General features: G+C 43.8%; 19 protein-coding genes. 14 read left to right on the top strand and 5 right to left on the bottom strand.

The features are described 5' to 3' along the window. The first annotated feature begins 21 nt into the window (after positions 1-21). From cysI to ACFQ3J_RS07480, 3 genes are all read left to right on the top strand, one after another. Positions 22-1,746 carry an assimilatory sulfite reductase (NADPH) hemoprotein subunit gene (gene cysI, locus ACFQ3J_RS07490; protein ID WP_091156214.1) on the top strand — a complete coding sequence of 575 codons (1,725 nt, stop codon included), beginning with the start codon at positions 22-24 and terminating at the stop codon, positions 1,744-1,746. 292 nt (positions 1,747-2,038) lie between these two features. After that, positions 2,039-3,142 carry a DNA alkylation repair protein gene (locus ACFQ3J_RS07485; RefSeq protein WP_251583966.1) on the top strand — a complete coding sequence of 368 codons (1,104 nt, stop codon included), beginning with the start codon at positions 2,039-2,041 and terminating at the stop codon, positions 3,140-3,142. Positions 3,143-3,256: 114 nt separating this feature from the next. Next, positions 3,257-3,667 carry a VOC family protein gene (locus ACFQ3J_RS07480; RefSeq protein ID WP_091156219.1) on the top strand — a complete coding sequence of 137 codons (411 nt, stop codon included), beginning with the start codon at positions 3,257-3,259 and terminating at the stop codon, positions 3,665-3,667. Positions 3,668-4,014: 347 nt separating this feature from the next. Here ACFQ3J_RS07480 and ACFQ3J_RS07475 read toward each other — a convergent pair whose 3' ends face one another. After that, positions 4,015-4,758, bottom strand: a complete 744-nt coding sequence (locus ACFQ3J_RS07475; RefSeq protein WP_251583968.1) for a YqcI/YcgG family protein — start codon at positions 4,756-4,758, stop codon at positions 4,015-4,017. A gap of 218 nt (positions 4,759-4,976) precedes the next feature. On the opposite strand from ACFQ3J_RS07475, the gene ACFQ3J_RS07470 reads away from it, so the two are divergent. From ACFQ3J_RS07470 to ACFQ3J_RS07455, 4 genes are all read left to right on the top strand, one after another. Further along, positions 4,977-5,663 carry a DNA alkylation repair protein gene (locus tag ACFQ3J_RS07470; RefSeq protein ID WP_251583969.1) on the top strand — a complete coding sequence of 229 codons (687 nt, stop codon included), beginning with the start codon at positions 4,977-4,979 and terminating at the stop codon, positions 5,661-5,663. A 182-nt stretch (positions 5,664-5,845) separates the two neighbouring features. After that, positions 5,846-6,448 carry a fibronectin type III domain-containing protein gene (locus tag ACFQ3J_RS07465; protein ID WP_251583970.1) on the top strand — a complete coding sequence of 201 codons (603 nt, stop codon included), beginning with the start codon at positions 5,846-5,848 and terminating at the stop codon, positions 6,446-6,448. Continuing rightward, complete coding sequence (locus ACFQ3J_RS07460; RefSeq protein ID WP_379293276.1) at positions 6,449-7,075, top strand: metallophosphoesterase; 627 nt, start codon at positions 6,449-6,451, stop codon at positions 7,073-7,075. It abuts the gene before it with no gap. Between the two features lie 396 nt (positions 7,076-7,471). Beyond that, the gene (locus ACFQ3J_RS07455; RefSeq protein ID WP_251583971.1) at positions 7,472-9,856 is read left to right on the top strand and encodes a family 43 glycosylhydrolase; all 2,385 of its coding nucleotides are present in this window, start codon (positions 7,472-7,474) and stop codon (positions 9,854-9,856) included. 56 nt (positions 9,857-9,912) lie between these two features. Here ACFQ3J_RS07455 and ACFQ3J_RS07450 read toward each other — a convergent pair whose 3' ends face one another. Continuing rightward, positions 9,913-10,830: a DMT family transporter gene (locus tag ACFQ3J_RS07450; RefSeq protein ID WP_379293274.1), complete on the bottom strand. Its 918-nt coding sequence runs from the start codon at positions 10,828-10,830 to the stop codon at positions 9,913-9,915. Between the two features lie 2 nt (positions 10,831-10,832). Next, positions 10,833-11,666: an AraC family ligand binding domain-containing protein gene (locus tag ACFQ3J_RS07445; protein ID WP_251584082.1), complete on the bottom strand. Its 834-nt coding sequence runs from the start codon at positions 11,664-11,666 to the stop codon at positions 10,833-10,835. Between the two features lie 224 nt (positions 11,667-11,890). Here ACFQ3J_RS07445 and ACFQ3J_RS07440 point away from each other — a divergent pair, with 224 nt between their 5' ends. From ACFQ3J_RS07440 to ACFQ3J_RS07425, 4 genes are all read left to right on the top strand, one after another. Continuing rightward, complete coding sequence (locus ACFQ3J_RS07440; protein ID WP_379293271.1) at positions 11,891-13,438, top strand: BCCT family transporter; 1,548 nt, start codon at positions 11,891-11,893, stop codon at positions 13,436-13,438. A gap of 190 nt (positions 13,439-13,628) precedes the next feature. Further along, positions 13,629-14,033: a phosphate-starvation-inducible protein PsiE gene (psiE, locus tag ACFQ3J_RS07435; RefSeq protein ID WP_091156238.1), complete on the top strand. Its 405-nt coding sequence runs from the start codon at positions 13,629-13,631 to the stop codon at positions 14,031-14,033. 111 nt (positions 14,034-14,144) lie between these two features. Continuing rightward, the gene (locus ACFQ3J_RS07430; protein WP_251583973.1) at positions 14,145-14,963 is read left to right on the top strand and encodes a MerR family transcriptional regulator; all 819 of its coding nucleotides are present in this window, start codon (positions 14,145-14,147) and stop codon (positions 14,961-14,963) included. 68 nt (positions 14,964-15,031) lie between these two features. Next, entirely contained in the window at positions 15,032-15,715 is a 684-nt protein-coding gene (locus tag ACFQ3J_RS07425; protein WP_251583974.1) for a DUF554 domain-containing protein, read from the top strand. Between the two features lie 41 nt (positions 15,716-15,756). Here the strand turns inward: ACFQ3J_RS07425 and ACFQ3J_RS07420 are convergent, their stop codons facing one another. Further along, positions 15,757-16,755 (bottom strand): aldo/keto reductase, encoded by a 999-nt coding sequence (locus ACFQ3J_RS07420; RefSeq protein ID WP_251583981.1) that lies wholly within the window; start codon positions 16,753-16,755, stop codon positions 15,757-15,759. Between the two features lie 267 nt (positions 16,756-17,022). Between ACFQ3J_RS07420 and ACFQ3J_RS07415 the strand changes: the two genes are divergently transcribed. From ACFQ3J_RS07415 to ACFQ3J_RS07405, 3 genes are all read left to right on the top strand, one after another. Beyond that, entirely contained in the window at positions 17,023-17,640 is a 618-nt protein-coding gene (locus ACFQ3J_RS07415) for a restriction endonuclease (RefSeq protein WP_091156247.1), read from the top strand. Beyond that, on the top strand, positions 17,618-18,043 hold the full coding sequence (locus ACFQ3J_RS07410; protein ID WP_251583982.1) for a GNAT family N-acetyltransferase: 426 nt from the start codon (positions 17,618-17,620) through the stop codon (positions 18,041-18,043). Before ACFQ3J_RS07415 ends, ACFQ3J_RS07410 begins: the two co-directional genes overlap by 23 nt. Before the next feature lie 317 nt (positions 18,044-18,360). Continuing rightward, positions 18,361-20,085, top strand: a complete 1,725-nt coding sequence (locus tag ACFQ3J_RS07405; protein ID WP_251583983.1) for an ABC transporter ATP-binding protein — start codon at positions 18,361-18,363, stop codon at positions 20,083-20,085. A 41-nt stretch (positions 20,086-20,126) separates the two neighbouring features. Here ACFQ3J_RS07405 and ACFQ3J_RS07400 read toward each other — a convergent pair whose 3' ends face one another. Continuing rightward, positions 20,127-21,374: an MFS transporter gene (locus tag ACFQ3J_RS07400; protein WP_251583984.1), complete on the bottom strand. Its 1,248-nt coding sequence runs from the start codon at positions 21,372-21,374 to the stop codon at positions 20,127-20,129. Between the last annotated feature and the right edge of the window lie 6 nt (positions 21,375-21,380).

Genomic DNA, 21,380 nt, shown 5'->3' with positions numbered 1-21,380 from the left:
ATACCGGAAGGAGATACTAGCATGGCACTAAATGAACTTTACCCGCCACAAAATGCACCCCACAGCGATGTGGAGGATATAAAGCGTCAAAGCAATTATTTAAGAGGCAGTCTTGTTGAAACATTGAAAGATCCGATTACAGGATCTATACCAGAGGATGATAACCGTCTGATGAAGCATCACGGCAGCTACATGCAGGATGACCGTGATCTTCGCAACGAACGAGCCAAGCAGAAGCTGGAGCCAGCTTACCAGTTCATGCTTCGCGTTCGGGCTGCTGGTGGTGTGGTGACGCCGGATCAATGGCTGATGATGGATCGTATCTCCCATAAATACGGGAACGGTACAATCAGGCTGACGACCCGTCAGTCCTTCCAGCTTCACGGTGTACTGAAATGGAATTTGAAGAACACGATTCGTGAAGTGAACGACGCTCTGCTGAGTACACTTGCTGCATGCGGCGATGTGAACCGGAACGTCATGTGCAATCCGAATCCTTATCAGTCCGAAGTACATGAAGAAGTGTATGCATGGGCTAGTAAGGTTAGTGATCATCTTGATCCCCGTACAAGAGCGTATCATGAGATCTGGCTTGACGAAGAGAAGGTCATTGACAGTCGTGATCATGATGTAGAGCAGGAGCCTATCTATGGTGAGGTATATCTGCCGCGTAAATTCAAGATCGGTATCGCAGTGCCTCCATCCAATGATGTCGATGTATTCTCCCAGGATCTTGGGTATATCGCTATCGTGGAGGATGGCAAATTGAAAGGATTCAATGTGACTGCAGGCGGGGGTATGGGCATGTCGCATGGGGATACCAAAACCTATCCACAGGTAGGTAAAGTTATCGGTTTCTGCACACCAGAGCAAATGGTGGATGTGGCAGAGAAAATTGTGACGATCCAGCGTGATTACGGCGATCGTGCCGTTCGTAAGCACGCACGCTTCAAATATACAGTAGATGATCGGGGACTGGATTGGCTGAAGAATGAACTGACCACACGTCTCGGTTATGCTTTGGAAGCTGCTCGTCCCTTTGAATTTGATCACAATGGTGACCGTTATGGCTGGGTTCAAGGCAGCAATGGCAAATGGCACTTCACCCTGTTTATTCAGAACGGACGAATTGTCGACCTCGATGAATATCCGCTGATGACAGGTCTTCGTGAAATTGCCAAGGTCCACAAAGGCGACTTCCGTCTCACTGCGAATCAGAATTTGATTATCGGTAATGTGGGTCCGAATAGCAAGAAGAAGATTGAGAAGCTGATCGCTGAATTCGGGTTGACCGATGGGCTTCATTATTCAGCGCTTCGTAGAAATTCCATGGCCTGTGTTGCACTCCCTACATGCGGACTTGCGATGGCTGAATCAGAACGTTACCTTCCTACTCTTATGGAAAAAATCGAGTATATACTGGAGAGCAATGGTCTTCGTGAGAAGGAAATCGTTATTCGTATGACTGGCTGCCCTAACGGATGTGCCCGACCGATGCTGGCTGAGCTATCCTTCATCGGCAAGGCACCTGGTAAATACAATATGTATTTGGGTGGCGCATTTAACGGTTCACGTCTTAACAAGCTGTATAAAGAGAATATCGGGGAAAAAGAGATTTTGGAATCACTTGATGAGATCATCGCAAGATATGCTAAAGAACGTGAGGACGGAGAGCATTTCGGTGATTTCGTCATTCGTGCCGGTTACGTTGAAGCCGTTTATGACGGACTTAGATTCCACGCATAACTTTCAGTCAGAAGAATTGCGGTTAAGAAGTACCTGCATTGTCAGGTACTTCTTTTTCCACATTTATTCAAACCATGACAACGTTATTTTTTCGATTGAACCCACCATAAATTTCTGAATGGATCAACAAATCCTGCCATGCATCCGTCATCCTCACCTTCCATAACTTCCATATAAAGTAACTTGCCTATATTGATTATGCATTAAAAGAACAAATACGAGGAGTAGCAGCATTACAGAAGCTTCTGGATGTTGTGTCATCAATACACTTAAGACGAGGAGAATTAATTACATGGCAGAACCATTAAAAAATATATACAGCCCCTCCTTTTTAATGAATTTGGGGCAAACGATACAGGCTGTCGATTCTTCCTTTCCGGTTGAAGCTTTCGTAGAGAAAGTGATGAATGATCATTGGGAGGAGCTTGCTCTTAAAGCCCGAATCCGTCACATATCCAACGTACTTGGAGCTTTATTGCCTAATCGATATGAGGATGCGATAGATATTTTACTTGAAGTGAACCGGCATTGCTCTGGTTTTCCTTATCTGATTCTTCCAGATTATGTGGAGGTATATGGTCAAGCCAATGAGCATTTTGAGCTGTCCATGCGAGCACTTGAGGCATTTACACAGCAATCTTCCGCTGAATTTGCAGTGAGGCCGTTTATTATACAGAATCCTGAACGGATGATGAAGCAAATGCGCGCTTGGTCTATGAGCGAGAATGAGCATGTTCGGCGACTCGCAAGTGAAGGCTGCAGGCCAAGACTACCATGGGGACAAGCACTGACTGAATTTAAACAGGATCCTGCTCCGATCCTGCCCATACTGACTCAATTGAAAGCCGATCCTTCGTTATATGTTCGCAAAAGTGTCGCTAACAACCTGAATGACATTGCAAAGGACCATCCAGAGATTGTACTTCATATTGCTCAGAAATGGATTGGACAGCATTCGCATACGGACTGGATTGTAAGACATGGCTGCCGTGGTTTAATTAAAAAGGCTGCCCCAGAGGTTATGGCCTTGTTTGGCTATACAGCCTCTTCCAAAGAAGTGCCACTGGCAGAAGACGCTGAGATTATCGTAACGCCGGATCAGATCCGAATCGGAGACGTTACAGAGCTCAAGTATAATCTCCTTATTCGCACAAGCGGAACCGCTCGTATCCGATTGGAATACGGAATAGATTTTGTAAAATCCAGCGGCAAGGTGTCACGTAAGAAGTTCCTTCTATCTGACAAGACTGCCCAGGAAGGAGCGAGGCTTAGTGGTTCCAGAATTCATCGCTGGGCTGACCTGACAACACGCCGTCATTACCCGGGCTTGCACCGGATCATATTGCTATTGAACGGCCAGGAGATTGCAGAGACCCAAGTGCAGCTGGAATTGTAGTAACTTGAGCCTGCTGGATAAGAGTGATGGAAATCGCGATTTTTACAAAAATAAGGATGTCCAAAACAGTAAAATATTGGTATAATCTGCTCATCCTAATAGATGAGGTGACTTATGGCTCTTCAAAGCAAACAAATATTTGTAAATCTTCCTGTCAAAAATCTAAAGAACTCCATCGCATTTTTCTCTTCCATTGGTTTTGCATTTAATGAGCAGTTTACCGATGAGAATGCAACCAGCATGATTATCAGCGACCACATCTATGCTATGCTGCTAACCGAAGAGCGTTTCAAGGATTTTATTGATAAACCGATAGCAGATGCTAAATCAGCAGCGCAGGCTATTCTATGCTTGTCGGCGGACAGCAGGGAACAGGTAGACGAAATTGTTGAGAAAGCATTGGCTGCGGGTGGAAGATCATATAGCGAGCCACAGGACCATGGTTTTATGTATGGAAGAAGCTTCGAGGATCTGGACGGACACCTGTGGGAGATCATGTGGATGGACCCGGCTACAGTGGAATAACTAGATGAACTAAGACTGCCCTCTCAGAACCGCTTTTTCAGCGTGTGATCAGAGGGCTTTTTGCTCATCGAGATTTTTCCACTATGCAATGGAGAACATATGAGATTGAAAGTAGGCGGTATTGAAGTACGTGGTCCTATGCCTAAATGCGATGCAAAATGTTTGGAAGCAGATTTATGGGGAGTGGCTTCCTTCCAGTGGTTATGTGCAGTCAGGCTTTAATACAGTTCGAGTATTATACAGATCAGGATCCGTACAGTCTGGATTGTGATTCAGAAATCTGGATTCCGGTGAAGTAGCTGCAGCAGTGCTTGTCAATATATGATCGCTGCTGCTCATTATTATGCTTAACTCTTCTTCATGTGCAGATGAGCAAAAGGACATTTACCTGCAGCCGGCTGATCATCATCACTGAGAAAATATTGCTTCCATTCAAAATTGTCCTCACTGCCATAGAAATTCAAGTCTGGATGAATACCCGTTTCATCATACTCGGTAATTCTTTCTCGAATTTTTTTCTTGATTTGAGCAGCGGCTGACACGTTCTTGTTGAATTCAGTAAGCACCCAGCGAGGGGTAATGGCAAAAATAAAATAAGGGAAGTGCCGGCTTTGTCTTCTCTGATGAGCAGGAGTTGCACAATACATAAAATATTGTTCGTTACCAAAGCAATATTCCCACACATTATGATCCGGTTCTTGCGGAATATGAGCTGGCCATGGCTGTTCATCCAACGCACTCGTTTGACTAAGCACATCCCAGAACAAGGATCGGTACTCTTCCACTTGATATTTCTCGACAAGATCCGCCGGGGTTTCAAAAATGGCAATGAGTGAGGTGTAGTTACCGATTTCTTTTGACTGTTCTCCATAGACAGCAAGGCTGTTTGCCAATTGCTCTGAAGCTTGTTCAGATCTGGGATCACTAAGAAATACATAGCGGAAATGATTCAATTTATGGCCAATTGTTGCAGGGATGCAAGGGAATTTATGCTCTGTATCAGACATTTTCATTGAGAAAAAACGATAAGCTTCTTCCATCCAGCCACCAAGTGATGCGTGCTCTATATATTCTTTATCAAATATCAGCATATATCTTAGGCCTCCTTATGATGCTATTACTGTATTAAAGAAGGCCAAAATTTGTGTATCCGTCTATATCTATTTTACAAAGGAATCGGTTAGCATCTTGTGAACCGGTTCCTTGTTCAATTTACCGACGCTTGAATTCGTTATCTTAGCGAACATATGTGCTATAATGTAAAAATGTTGAAACAACAGACGAGATTTAAAGGAGTTAATGACTGCCCATGAATAATCAATTAAAGGAACAATTACTTGAATTATCCGATGTGAAATATCAGCAGTTTACAGCCCGGCTGATACCCAATATCACGAATCTACTGGGTGTTAGGCACCCTGAGCTGCATAAGCTGGCCAAGTCGATTGCCAAAGGCGATTGGCGTACATATCTTAATCAGGCGGAAGATGAGTATTTTGAAGAAGTGATGCTGCAGGCGATGGTGATCGGCTACGTCAAGACAGATATTGACGAATTGCTGGAATACGCAGCTGTTTTTATACCCAAGATCAATAATTGGTCAATCTGTGACAGTTTTTGCAGCGGACTTAAGATAACGAAGAAGAACAGAGCACGCGTATGGGATTTTGTTATCCCTTATCTGTCATCCCAGGATACCTACCATATTCGTTTTGGTGTCGTGATGCTTCTTACTTATTTTGTTGATGAAGAATATATTGATCAGGTGCTGCACAAGCTCGACACAATACACAGCGAGGAATATTATGTTCAGATGGCTGTCGCTTGGGCGATATCTATTTGTTATATCAAAATGCCGGAGCCTACGCTGATATATTTGCAGAGCAGCTCACTAGATAGGTTCACTTATAACAAGGCACTGCAAAAAATAACCGAATCATATCAAGTAAGTGCTGAGCAAAAAGTGTTGATCCGCAGCATGCGAAGAAAATCATAGAAAAAGACGGAACATCAATGGGATCTTTATACTTCTATTGATGTTTTGTCTTTTGAGTACACATATCCATTATATCTCTAATGAGTTTGAGGAAGGAAACGGACCGGGTATATATTGAAATAGACAGGCGAGTGGTCTGCTCCTTCGCGAGAGCGGATCGAAGCGGAAAGCAGGAGATAATCATGAATTTGATAATATGGATCATTCTGATTGCTATAGCTGTAATCTGTGGCTTCCTCATCCTTCAGTCGATTTTACAGAGGAGAGCTCCTAAGATACCACTGCAGATTGTGATGACGATCCAAGGCGATCCGTCAACCAGCAGAGCATTTACCTGGCACAGCCGTGATACGAATGGCAGCGCTCAGCTGCAAATCACAAAGGGTAATGCGTTAGACTTCCAGCATAACTCTGTCGCAAGCTATGAAGCCAGCACTTCTGTTATCAGACAGGACGGTAACGAAATAGCTGTTCATCGAGCGGTGGCAGCAGATCTTGAGCCGGGTACGATGTACAGTTATCGGGTAGGAGACAGCAGCGGGAGACATTGGAGTGAGCCTCATGCTTTTATGACGGCACAGGAAGAGATATCAGAGGTATCACTTATCTATGTGACCGATTCCCAAGCTGACACAGTGACCGATTTTCGTCTCTGGGAGGATACGATGAAGCAGGCCTTTGCCCGCTATGCAAATCCTGACTTCGTTGTGCATGCCGGAGACCTGGTTGAAACAGCAGCCAAGAAGAGTGCATGGAACCATTTTTTTAATGCCAGCACCACCTAGATTGGAGAGACGCCGATCGTTCCGGTAATCGGTAATAATGATGTCAAAGACGTCGGAGCAGCCCGTTATGCTTCTTATTTTCATCTTCCAGAGAATGGAGCCCATGCGCTGGCGGGAACACAGACGAACTATTCCTTCAATTATGGCTTCTTGCATATTGCGGTACTGAATACGGAGATGTGCATTAAGCAGCAAACGAAATGGCTCGAAGCCGATCTGGCGGGAGCTGACTGCGAATGGAAAATCGTGGCGATGCATCGTCCAATCTATGGCGGCAATATTACGAAAAAGCTAATAGAGTGGTCTAGAATCATTGATAAATATAAGGTTGATCTGGTGCTTCAGGGTCACAATCATGTGTACTCACGTTCTTATCCTGTGAAGGGCGGAAAGGTCACCGGGGATGGAAGCGATATGGTACGTCATCACGAAGGAGCCATTTATGTCGTGGTCAATGCCAGTGGTCCCAAATTCAATGCGTTGAAAGAGGATCAGTTCTATCACAAGCTGCATTTTCAGAACAATAAACAGATGTATGCCGGGATTTCGATCTCAGGAAAAACGCTGAAGTATGAGGCCTATGACGTAAATGGTCAGCTGCTAGATCAATTTACGATTCAACATTGAGTATTTAAAGAGGCTCGCATTAGAACCCAATTCTTTGTAGGAGAGATGGGTTCATACGAGCCTCTTTTTAGGTTTAACTCTTCACGATGCGGACGCCGGCGGCATGCATCAACGCACAGCCGGACAAATAATGTCCCAATGTATGACATGACACCGGCACAATTCAGAAATGCGTACCATCAGACTTTTGTGAACAATTTGTAATTAATCCATTGAAAGCGAATACAGATGATGCTATTATTTAACAAATAGTTAAATATATTTATATATATGTAAACTATTCATCGATATACATACTTCTTGTTCAGTCTTTTTCATACGTCGATCGATTCTTTGTGTAAGCGTTTTAAGTGACTCTAGGTTCATACTTTTTTTGGTGCAAAGGAGAGGGATGTTTTGCGTAATTTACTCAAAGCAAGCAAAAAAGCAGCCGTATTAACGACAACGCTGACTGTACTATGCGGCGTAATTGGAACTTCGGGATATGCAAGTCCAGAGGAGGATACGGCTAAGAAAGGGAAGCCTGCCAATAAAGCTCCAGTTTTTCAGGAAGGCTCCGTGCATGACCCTTCTGTTATCAAGGTAGACGATACCTATTATGTGTTCGGTTCCCATCTTGCTGCGGCGAAGACAGATGATCTGATGAACTGGGATATGGTCGCCGCTGGTGTAGCCAATGGCAACAAACTAATACCTAATGTTACGGAAGAGCTCAAGGAAACGCTTGAATGGGCACAGACAAATACCCTGTGGGCAGCCGATGTTATTCAATTGGAAGATGGACGTTATTATATGTACTACAATGCCTGCAAAGGGGATTCTCCAAGATCAGCGCTCGGCGTAGCCGTGGCGGACAACATTGAAGGACCTTATGTAGATCAAGGGATCATGCTGAAATCCGGCATGTGGGGCGAGCCGAGTGAGGATGGAACCATTTACGATGCGACCATTCATCCGAATGCGGTAGACCCGGATGTGTTTTTCGATGAGAACGGAAAGCTGTGGATGGTATACGGATCTTATTCAGGAGGCATCTTTATCCTGGAGTTAGATCCTGTAACCGGCAAACAGCTGCCAGGACAAGGCTATGGCAAGAAGCTGATGGGAGGTAACCACAGCCGGATTGAAGGTCCGTATATTTTGTATAGTCCGGAAAGCGATTACTACTATATGTTTGTATCCTATGGCGGACTAGATGCCGTTGGCGGATATAACATCAGGGTTGCGAGGTCCAAAAATCCGGATGGTCCGTATGTGGATGCTGAAGGCACAGATATGATTCAGGTCAAAGCAAATCCGGAGCTGCCTCTGTTTGACGATCGGTCTATTGAACCTTTTGGGGTAAAGCTGATGGGGAACTATCAATTCACGAGAGAGCTTGGAGATCCGGGAGCAGGCACGGGCCTTGGCTATATATCTCCAGGCCACAATTCCGCATATTATGATGAAGAGACAGGCAAGCATCTGCTGTTCTTCCATACCCGTTTCCCTGGACGTGGGGAAGAGCATGAGATTCGCGTCCATGAAATGTACATGAATGACAAAGGATGGCCGGTCGTAGCGCCTTACCGCTATACGGATATCCAGCAGAAGGAAGTAAAGAAGAACGAGGCGGCAGGAAGCTATAAAATTGTGAATCATGGCAAAGACATTTCAGCAGAGCTCAAAACATCCGTCATTGCAACACTAGAGAAGAACGGCAAGATCAGAGGTGATGTGGAGGGCACTTGGAGCCTGGATAAAGACGGAACTGCCACTCTTAAGACAGATGGCGTTACCTATACAGGAGTGTTCACTAAGGAGTGGGACGAATCGTCACAGAAAAATGTCGTAACCTTCAGCGCATTGTCAGATACCGGAGTTGCACTCTGGGGCAGCCAAATGGAGGAAATGAAAGACAAGGAAGTCGTTGCTGCGGTGAAGAAGGACCTCAATCTAAGCAATACTGCGGGAATTTATCAAAATATGAATTTGCCTGTAGAAGGAACTAGGGACAGTGTGATTTCATGGACTTCTTCTAATGAAAGTGTCATATCAAAGGCCGGAATTGTCACAAGACCCGAAGCTGGCGAAGACAATGCGGTAGTGAAGCTTACAGCCACCATTCAAAAAGGAAAAGTGCGAGATACCAAGACGTTTAATGTAACTGTACTTGCTGAAATCGAAGGGCCGAAGCTGGTCGAATATGATTTTGAAGGAATATCGGGACCATCGGTTCCTGACCTCAGCAGCAACGGATTTGATGGTACATTGATCGGCGGAGTTGAATCACAAGTATCTGGCAAACAAGGTCAAGCTATCAAATTCAACGGTACAGACGGTTATGTGGAAGTGCCTGAGTTAGTCACAGATGCAGAAGACTTCACATTCGCAGCATGGGTTTACTGGAACGGCGGGGGAGATTGGCAGCGAGTCTTTGATTTTGGCAATGGGCTCGGCAAGCATATGTTCCTGACACCTTCTCAGCATCTGGGAGTCATGCAGTTTACTATTCATAATGGAGTAGATCAAAGTCTTCTTGCACCTACGAAGCTTCCAGTGAATGAATGGACGCATGTTGCGGTTACACTCGAAGGGAACACAGGCAAGCTGTATGTGAACGGAGAAGTCGTAACGACGAGCGATCAGATTACTTTTAATCCGAAAGAGCTCACCTCTACCGATGCGTATCTTGGCAAGAGCCGTTATGCGGCAGATCCGTATTTAAACGGCAGCCTCGATGAAGTGAAAGTATACAATGAGGCACTTACGGATGAGGAAGTTAGAGCACTGGCTGAATAAAAAAATGTCATGGATCGTATACAAGAAAAGGATGGATCTTTCGAAGCCTTTTGGCCTCAAAGATCCATCCTTTTTTTAATACTGTATTGCGGATTTGTTCTGCGTTCAGAAATAAATGAACCGACCAAAGTGAGGAATGCTCCAATCCCCATAGTCCAGGAAAGAGGCTCGCTCAATACCAAATGTGAGGCAATGACCGTAATGACAGGCACTATGTAAATATAAATACTTGTCTTGACAGCGCCTAGAATGCCTACTGCCCTATTCCAGGTCACGAAGCACAGTGCTGATGCGCCAATACCAAGATAAAGCAGATGCAGCAGACTCATAGGTTCGGTTAGTTTCGCCAAGCTCAACTCTACATCAAATAGGAACAATGCCGGCAGCATAAAGACTAAACCATAGAAGAACACTTTTCGTGTAGAACCGATAGTATGATAGCCCCTTTCGCTGATTTTTCTCATAAGCACTGAATAGATTGCCCAAAAAATAGGGGCGAGGAAGGCTAGAAAATCACCGAGAGGATTTAGATTGAGCACAAAACTGCCATTAAACCCGATCATTACGATACCGATAAGAGCAATGATAAATCCAACCATAAAGGATACGCTAAGTTTTTCGCCTTCAAGAAAAAAATGTGAGAATACAGCCGTGAAAAAGGGGGCAACTGATACGATGACGCCTACACTTGCAGCAAGGGTAAGGGTCAGCGCGATATTTTCCAAGAGAAAATAAAGGGTTACTCCACATAATCCAGCGCCTGCAAACAGTAGTTCTTCCGTAATTGAGTTCGTATTTACAATTCGGGGATAGAGTAGCAACAGAACACAGTATCCTATAAGAAAACGTAAATACAACACCTCAATCGGATTGAAGTCAGACAGCAGAAGCTTAGTAGACACAAATGTCGTGCCCCATACAAAGATCGTGAATATTGCGAGTAGATGTCCCGTTGATGCGGCTTGCTTCTTTATCATCATGCCTTGGCCTCCGTATATACGGGTGGTGATGTTTGATCGGTAAATATCCTCATATATTGTTTTGGCGTAAGCCCGATGAGCTTTTTAAAATGATTAGTGAAATGGCTCTGGTCGCTGAACCCGGAACGGATCGCAACCTCAATGGGAGGAACGCCTTGCTCTAGAAGCTTTTTGGCATGGATGATGCGATGTGTCTCTAGATAGCTGTAAGGTGAAATTCCTTTTTGTTTGGTAAACGAACGAAGCAAATAATATTTACTAAGACCAGTAAGCTTACATAAATCCTGAAGCGTAATGGTTTGATCAAAATGATTATCTATGTAATTACATACCGTTTTGATTTCTGTGCGAAGACAGAGTTCATATGAAGAGATAAACTTCTCGGTATGATCTCTTAAGAGATGTTCAATAAGAAATAAGAGCAATTCCTCTTTTTTAAAATCAGATTGACCTTCGGAGATCATCGTGTGCAAATCGCGCAAGGTATCCGCGATTTCACTATTACAAAGAACAGGTTCTTTAAAATAAGGCGTTTCCTTCTTTCTCGTAATTTCAAATACATATCTTTGCATGATGCTTGGCTGTATATTTATACAGCGGTAATCCAACGTTCGTCCATCAACTTGCTCACATGCATGGGGATCATATGGATTGAAAATAATAACATCACCAGTATTTATGATGTACTCTTCATTTTTACAAGCCAAGTAACGCTTCCCCTGTTCAATGAACCCGAATACATAATAATCATGAAAATGGTTGGGGAATTTTTGCATAATTCCTTCAAATCGATAAGCTTCCACTTGTAAATCCGTATCATAACAAACCATTCTATTCTCTTGAGCCACTAGCTGCACCTACTCTCCATGATCTATCTTTCTGCTGTCATTATATTATAAGCAAGCTTGTGATTCTTGTAAGATATTGCTCATCATAGTTAGAAATGAAAAGAGTCGTTAACCGTTTATATACATGGAATATGGTTTAAATAGGAATACTGTAGAGGTATTGATAACTAAATAGGTTAGAGGTGGGATTATTGATTCGTAAATTAATGAAAGACAAGGTATTCAGCATTTCAGCAATCATCATCACTCTCCTTGCTGTTCTTGGTGCTCTGATGCCAGTCGCATTCGGTAACACAACAAGTATGCTGTACAATTTTACAACCAATAATTTCGGTTGGTTTTATCTGCTGTCCATCTTTGTCATTATTGCGTTCCTCATCTGGGTGGCTGCCAGTAAGTATGGAACCATACGTTTGGGTGGCGAGAAAGAAAAGCCGCAGTATCCATTTTTCACATGGATCGGAATGCTGTTTTCAGCCGGTTTCGGTGTTGGTCTCGTATTCTGGGGCGTAGCGGAACCCATGAGTCATTTCTTTAATACTCCGTTTGGAGGTGTGGAATCACAGACGGAAGAAGCGGCACGCGTTGCAATGGGATACTCCTTCTTTCACTGGGGGATCAGTCAATGGTCCGTATTTGCACTGGTAGGTCTCGTAATTGCATTTCTTCAATTCCGCAAGGAGAAGGATGGACTCGTATCCACAGCGCTGGAGCCAGTAACGGGTAATAAACCTGCTGTTAAGAAAACGATCGATATTCTGGCCGTCATCGCTACGGTCATGGGAATTGCGACTTCCATTGGTCTAGGTGTTATGCAAATGAGTGGAGGACTTAGTACTCTTACAGGAACTAGCAACAGCAAACTTATTCAGCTGGGAATACTAGTCGCTATATTCATTGGGTACATGATTTCATCTACTACAGGTCTAGATAAAGGGATAAGGTATTTAAGTAATCTAAATCTCGGTGTAGCCTTATTGTTCCTTCTCTTTGTATTTACTCTCGGTCCGACGGTGTTCATACTTGAGACGTTTACACTGGCTCTGGGTGACTACATAACGAATTTTATTTCATACAGTCTACGGTTACAGCCTTATACCGAGGGAACCTGGGTTAGAGACTGGACTATATTCTACTGGGCTTGGGCAATTGCCTGGTCGCCGTACGTAGGTGCTTTTGTAGCAAGGGTGTCAAGGGGCAGAACGATCCGAGAGTTCATCGTGGGAGTTATGGTCGTGCCACCGCTCATTGCCTGTCTCTGGATCGCGACTTTTGGTGGAACGGCCATTTGGTTTGATCTTCATGAAGCTACTGGCATCGCGGCTGCAGTTAATGAGGATGTCACTTCGGCATTGTTCCAGCTCTTTAGACAGCTTCCATTGTCGACGATCATGTCCATATTGTCCATTCTGCTGATTCTCACTTTCCTCGTAACCTCAGCCGATTCGGCGACCTACATCTTGTCCAGCATGACAACGAAAGGTAGCCTCAATCCGCCAATGACGGCGAAGATCGTGTGGGGAACACTGATGGCTGCCATCGCAGGAGTTCTATTATACAGCGGCGGCCTGGGGGCTCTGCAAACAGCCTCATTAATAGCCGCTTTGCCTTTTACAGTTATATTGCTACTATTAATCATCGCTGTTGTAAAGCTGCTTAGAAAAGAACCTCTCCCGATTAGGAAGGCAGACTTGAAACGATATCGTCGATTGGAAGAAGCCGCAAATAAAACGCCAGATAAGTCTAGAAAATAAGTATGAAGAAGAGCAAGCGCCGTATGGTGCTTGTTTTTTTGTGCGGAAGCTCGGTTGAATAACAGAATGGTCTCAGTGAATTGTAGAGATGGGACCTGTCTGGCTGGGATTAAATACGAATTAAACAATGAATTAATGGTTAAGCTATCTCTCGAATTTGATGACAAATACAGGCAAGGGGTAGGTACCCGTGAAATATAGTGAAAAATTGCCTCAGGTGCTGCAGCACATATTAAATATTTGCCTGCTGCTGGTGGGGCTGCTCTTGTGTATATCCTTATTCAAAGTAACCTGGGATATATTTGCATATGTTGTTCTCCCTGCGGAGAACGACAAATCCTATTATGAGTTTACGGATGATCTGCTTGTGTTCTTTCTCTATTTTGAGTTTATCGCGTTAATTATCAAGTATTTCAGCACAGGGTTTCATTTTCCACTGCGATACTTTATCTACATTGGAATTACGGCTGTCATTCGATTGATTCTGATTGAGCATGACCGCGCAATAGATACGTTCTGGTGGGCTGCCGCGATCTTGGTCATGGTAGGAGCATTGTTAATTGTAAACCATAGGCTGCTTAAGAGAGAAAGCTGAGTAATAAGTCACTGGATAAGTCATTTCATATCTCAAGTTCATACTCTATTGTATTTCCCTCCATTTTTGCACTATGTTATATTGATCTAGATAAGACATAGGAGGATAGAGATGGACAACTTATTCATGATCGGAGAGATCTCAAAGCTCTTTCAAATCGACATTCGCACACTTCGCTATTATGATGAAATAGACTTATTTAGGCCGGCATCCATCGACACATCTACGGGATACCGCTATTACTCCATAGATCAATTTGAACAGCTAAATACCATCCTCTATCTTAAAGCGCTCGGAGTTCCGCTCAAACAGATCAAGCAGTTTCTCGATCATCGCGATATCGATCATATCTTACAGCTGCTTCAGGATCAGTATGAGCGAACCGTAAATAAAATCAATGAGTTTACCCAAATTAAGCAAAAGATTGAAAGCCGGATTCATCAAATCAAGGATGCAGCGAATGTAAATGAGCTGTATAAAATTCGTGAGGTTGAGCTGCCCGAAAGAGCGATTGTAGTTCTTAAGCATAAGATACATAAAAGTGATAATTTAGAATTGCCGATTCGTATGCTTGAGAATCAAACCAAGATGAAATCAACGATATTTCTAGGTAAAGTGGGACTATCTATTGCACTAGAAAGCTTAGTTGCCCGACGCTTTGAGGAGTATGATTCGATCTTTGTTGTTGTTGAGGAACAGAGCAAGCAACTTCATCAAGGGCAGAAGCTTCTTTCACAAAGTAGAAATATAACTATTCGGTTTGCAGGTACACATGAAGATGCGGCCCCGTATTATGAACAGCTTATCAATTTCATTGAAGATAATGGCTATCAGATGTATGATGATGGACTGGAAATAACCTATATTGATTATGGACTGACCCAGGATGCTTCCAAGTTCGTCACAGAAATACAGATCCCTGTAAAATAACATTGACCCTCCAGTAACTGGAGGGTTTATTCTGTGTTTAACAACAACTCAAGTGGGAGAGGAATTAGATGATTGGAACGATTGTAAATGTAGCAACGATCCTGGTGGGAAGTGCACTGGGAAGCTTATTTAAGAAGGGAATCGGGGAGCGCTACCAGGACATCTTGATGCAGGCTATGGGACTTGCTGTTACCGCGCTAGGCATTAACTCCATCGTTAAATACTTGCCTGACAGTCATTACCCCGTCCTGTTCATTATCAGTCTTGCCGTAGGTGGTCTGATTGGAGAGAGGCTGAATCTTGAGAGCAGCTTCAAAAGCGCCGTATCCCGCATCTCCAAAGGGAATCTGGCGGAAGGATTATCGACAGCAATCATGCTGTTCTGTATCGGTACATTATCCATCGTAGGACCCATTGAAAGTGCATTGAACGGTAATCATACCTACCTGCTGTCAAATGCAATGCTGGATGGCATCACTTCTATGGTGCTGGCGTCCACATTTGGATTTGGTATTGCCTGGTCAGCAGTTGTGCTGCTCTGCTGGCAGGGATTGATTTATATGCTGGCAGGTGCGGTATCTGGGTATATCACGCCCGAGCTGCTCACGGAAATTTCGATCGTTGGCGGAGTGCTTATTCTAAGTTCTGGGCTCAGCATCCTGGGTATCAAGCATTTTAAAACGATGAATTTGATCCCGGCTCTGTTTGTCCCCGTTGTTTTCATTGTCATAAAGAATTTGCTCGGGCTGTGATATATTCATTAGTTCAGTTTAGGCTAACTGGTTGTAAAATATTATTTGAAGCGATAAGCTCTAGGTTCATCAAACCAGAAGCTGCCGTCTTTGGAAAAGTCGATATAAGGGCTAGGGGATATTTCATCAACTCGTCTTATATCCTCTTCCGTAAGTTTGACATCGAGTGCCCCAAGATTGCTATTTAACTGTTGTTCGTTTCTTACCCCGATCACGGGGATTATATCTGGGCGATGAAGCAGCCAGGCAAGAGCAAATTGACCCAGTGTAATTCCCTTGGCCTCGGCTAGCTCAGCCAGTCTATCCACTTTAGCCAGCTTATTACGATTCACTGGAGCTTCTGTATCCATCCGCTCACCACGTGAATTCGAAGGAAGAGGTTTTCCGCTGCGATATTTGCCGGATAACCAGCCCCCATCTAATGGGGAGTACGCTAATGTCGATAATCCATGACGCTCGGAGGCAGGTAATATCTCCTGCTCAATGTAACGATTAAAAATGTTGTAGGAAGGCTGATTGGTGACAAAGCGCTCCAAATTCATCTTCTCACTGACCCACAAGGATTCCACGATACGCCAAGCCTCAAAGTTGGAACATCCGATGTATCGTACTTTGCCTTGAGTGACCAGATCATCCATCGCCCGAAGGGTTTCATCAAGCGGAGTGTATGGATCAGGACGGTGTATCTGGTACAGATCAATGTAGTCCGTATTCAGACGTTTAAGGCTCGCCTCAACCTGGCGCATAATTCGATATCGACTGGCTCCTTCGCCATTGACTCCTTCAGCAGTCCGAACTTTAAACTTGGTCGCTACGATGAATTGATCCCGTCTTCCCCGAAGTGCCTTGCCAATAATCTCTTCTGTCGTCCCTTTTCCGTATGTATCTGCCGTGTCAATAAAATTAATCCCTGAATCGAGCACCTGATCAATGATGGAGAGCGAGCTTGGCTCATCCATATCCCAAGCACCATATGTCATTGTACCAAGGCATAACCTCGATACTTGCAAACCACTTCTTCCCAAATAAGTGTATTCCATTTTGCATACCTCCCTGTATTCATGAATTTAAATATTACATCTTACACGATATCTATTATAGAGCAAGTTTGTCAAAATCGGCCAGATTTTAATAGATATGAAAAGCGCTGTTGCACGTATTGTTGTTACCCTTTACCTTTCGATGAAGTCAATTTATAATTTGTTTAGCAAGAGAATGCATGTTCTTATTATCTTATTACAGAGCACAGGATTCCTTCATACGCCAGCAGACATACATAACGGGATACGGAGAATAGGAGGAATTTAATGTTGGCCGTAATATATGCCATAGCGGCAGCCATCATGATTGTCATCGCCGCAAGAATAATCATCAGTATATCGAGACGGCGAAGGCATAGGGAGCTTAATCCCTATAAGATAACCATTAAAGACATTGACCGTATGGAAGACGGAAAAGATTTCGAGGAATATTTATTTCGGTTATTTCTTGCCTTAGGATACGAAGATGCTTACAAGACCGTCAGCAGCCGGGATTTTGGTGCTGATCTGGTATTCACTGATCGAAATGGAAATAGGGCAATTATTCAAGCCAAGCGATACTCTGTTAATAATCCAGTCGGATTATCTGCTGTTCAAGAAATATATAGTGCAATGCCGTTTTACAGGGCTCAGAAATCCATCGTGATTACATCAGGCATTTATACGGATGCTTGCTTGAAGCTGGCAGGATATAATGGTGTAAGACTGCTGGATCGCGAGGATTTAATAGACATCATGAACGATCTCCGCAGCAGGCATGAGGATGCTGCTATGGACTTAATAGAAGCAGAGCCGGTACGGCTGCTGGATTCATGGGATGATTATTTGAAGGACAAGCAGTATAAAAAAGAGCGCAAGGCAGTTGAAAAAAGAATTACAGGTTAGTTATTTTACGGACAAACTTCGTCCGTATGGGATAGTTATTTTTTTATCCATATGTTACTCCTTTGCCGTTCTTGATGGACTGACAACCGAATTCATGGGCGTAGTGGGCTTGCAAGTAAATAAAAATCATAATCATGCCGAGCTTGCTTACTGGATTGGCAAACCGTTCTGGGAAAAGGGATATTGTACGGAAGCGGCTCAATGTGTACTCCAGTTTGCTTTTCGCGAACTACAATTAAATCGGGTATGGGCAGCGGCTATGAGTCGTAATCCTGCTTCCTCTTCAGTCATGAGAAAGATCGGAATGAGACATGAAGGGACATTCCACCAGCATGTAGTGAAGTGGGGACAATATGAGGATTTGGAGTATTACGGAATATTGGCTTCTGAGTATAAGGAATGACTGTACAACAATTTTTCCATCATTTACAATAAGAACAGTCTATACACAAGAGGTGAAGAGGATGGCATTCCGTATCGTTCGAAGTAATTAATCATCGGGCTGGGTAAAACGCGTACCAGCCGCCAAGGGAGCAGTCTGCCTTTTGGCCAAAAGTTGATTAATTGTTTGAACGGTGCCCGGCATTGATCATTCTTAAGAATAGTCAAGGGACACCTGTATGAGGACAAAAACGCCTGTGGCCGGAGAGCCAGGCTTAATTGTCCTGCCCGGTGATTCCTTGGCTTTTTTACATTTCACTGATGGAGGTTAGACGATCCTTGTTAAAGAACTGCATAAAGCATTTTAAATGGATGATTATGATATATATTCTGATTGGATTTGCCATTCAATATTTAGAAGCGCAAGGGATCAAAATGTTTCAAGAATTACTGGATACCATCGTAACCGTGGATCATATCGAAGAAATAATACCGTTAATTCTACTGTATGGCGCTGTGCTCATCGGATCGACCCTTCTGAATTATGTTGATGAATATCCAAATACCTACTTATCGATTAGCATTGTTGAGAAGCTTAAGATCATGGCCCTATCCAAAGTGTCCAAAATCGACTATTCATCTTATCAAAGCATTGGAACCGGAGAAATGATCAAGGTGATTGAGAACGGAGCTCAGGCTGGAGGAAAAATGCTGCATTCTTTCTACCTGACGATATTTCACGAATTATTACCAAAGATTCTATTCAGCCTGTTATTTATCGGTCTATACAATATCCATATTATGTTGATTATCTTAGCTGGCTATGTTCTTGTATTCCTTATGACGCATGTGCTGCTGCGGACACTCTATCGTGTTAAAGCCTCACTAATAGCGGATCAGGAGAAAATGTCCAGATATACTACTCGCGGGTTTATGGAGCTGGTTGTATTTCGACTAAATAAGCGGTATCAGAGAGAGATGGATCGTATGACCCGGACATCTGGTCAAATCATAAAGAGAAGCACTCAGATTAGACTTGTGCATGAAGCATTTTTTGCGATTTTCGCTCTGATTGTTAATTTGATTAAGATTGGGGTTATCCTCTACGGTGCGAACGAGATCATTTCAGGCCACCTGTCCATTGGTGTAATTGTTGCCATGATAATGTTTATTGATCAGGTGTACACGCCGATTGCGATCTTCAATGTACTGTATGTGGATCACAAGCTGGATCTGGTTACTTATTCTCGGTTTGAAGCTTTCCTTAACAAGCCAGAAGATCGAAATCTTGATTCCGGTATTACCATAAGCTCTCTGGAAGGGAGAATCGAGTTTGATAAGGCCACGTACGATTATGGAGATATACGAATATTAAATGGGGTTAGTTTTACAATCGAGCAGGGCACTTCTGTAGCCATTGTAGGAATCAGCGGGAGTGGTAAATCAACCATCGTCAAGCTGATGACGGGCCTGCTCAAGAAAAAATCTGGTCGAATACTCATAGATGGTTTGGACGTTGATGAGCTTCATCTCCATCATCTGTACGATCAGCTGTCCTATATTTCTCAGGATTCTCCAATCTTTGATACAAGCATTCGTAATAATATGCTGCTGACGAATCACTCCGATGATGATTTGTATGATTTGCTGGATAAGGTCGGATTAAAAAACAAGGTGAAAGCCCTTCCTCAGCAGCTGGATACATGGGTAGGGGAAAGAGGTACAAAATTGTCCGGTGGTGAAAAGCAGAGGCTTGCTTTTGCCCGGATTATGGGTCAGCAGCGCCCCCTTGTTATTCTCGACGAACCGGTATCCGCGCTGGACAATATTATGGAGAAGCAGATTATGCGAGAAATGCTGCGTTTGTTCAAGGAGAAGACAATCATTATTGTTGCTCATCGGCTTAGCTTCATCAAGGAGGTAGATAAAATCCTGTTAGTTAAAGACGGAGCGATCGAGGACGAAGGCAGTTTCGAGGAACTGATAGACCGAAGTGGATATTTCCAAGAATTATGGAACAAGGACCAAGGAGCATCAAATCACCAGTTTAGAGTTAAATTATAGAAAAAGGAAAGGCTGCCCTTATGGGCAGCCTTTCTTGTTTATTAATGCGTATCTTCATTCACTACGGGTTTACCGGCTTCAACCAGCACTTTATTTCCGAGGAGGGTAAATGCCAGCGCCAGCAGCAATACACCAGTTCCCAACAACAGCCATTCAATAGCCACCACATCGGCAACAGGGCCAAATATGAGCATTCCAAGCGGCATCATCGAAGTGGATATCATCGTGAGGACACCAAACACTCTGCCGAGATAGTCAGGCTCCACTTTTTCCTGAAGCAGGACAGTGAATGGGGTATTAAAGAAAGGCATTGCGAGGCCGAACAAGCTCATGAAGGCTAAGTAGATGGCGAATACCGGGACTACGCCAAGAGCGACTGTACAAGCTCCCATGATCAAGCCTGCCATCGTCATGGTGTGGATCTTGTTTTTGAATCCGCCCCAGGTTGCAAGCAATATTCCCCCGATCATCATTCCAATAGCAAAGGTAATTTCAATGGCGGTTAATCTCCATACATCACTGCCAAAGGTTCTTGTGACTTGCAAGGGTGTCAGGAATGCAGCAGGTGCGGCAAGAACATTAAATAATGCGACATAGACGAAAAATTTCTTCAGGAATGTGTGACCGCTTATATATTTGAGGCCTTTTTTCAAATCATCAAAATAGCTGGTGTTCTGATCCTGCATCGCCTTGGTATGGGCAGGAATACGAAGGAAGAATAGCAGAGTAAGAATAGCAATCAGTGCCGTAACGACGTCGATAAAGAAAATAGCTTCAATGCTTGCCTTCGTAAGCAATGCTGCGCTCGCCATAGGAGATACGATCATGATAAAGGCTTGTATACTTCCGTTGATTCCATTAACTCTGGTTAATTGATCCTCTGGCACAAATTGCGGAAGAATGGCTCCTACAGCCGGCATCTGAATCCCTGTTCCGATCGCTCGAATCGCAGACATCGCGAACAGCAGCCAAATGGCATCATAACCGAGCAGGAACAGCACAGCAAGTACCAGTGTTGATATGGCGATCAAGGAGTCTGCAAGGATAATCAAGAGCTTCCGGTTGAACCGGTCTGCCCATACCCCGGCAAATGGGGATAGGAAGAAGGCAGGAACAAATCCGCAAATAATGGAAATAGTCATCATAATGCCTGATTGGGTCTCCAACGTGATATACCACATGACGGCATACTGGACCAAGGAGGAACCGAATAGAGATATCGTTTGGCTGGTTAGAAATAGGACGGTGTTCTTTTTCCAGGCATTAGCAGCTCCATTCTTACTTATCATGTGTGC

The sequence above is a fragment of the Paenibacillus provencensis genome, assembly GCF_042678545.1.
Taxonomy (GTDB): domain Bacteria; phylum Bacillota; class Bacilli; order Paenibacillales; family Paenibacillaceae; genus Paenibacillus; species Paenibacillus provencensis.
The sequence above is the reverse complement of the archived record's forward strand: the minus strand, read 5'-3'. Positions and strand labels throughout refer to the sequence as shown.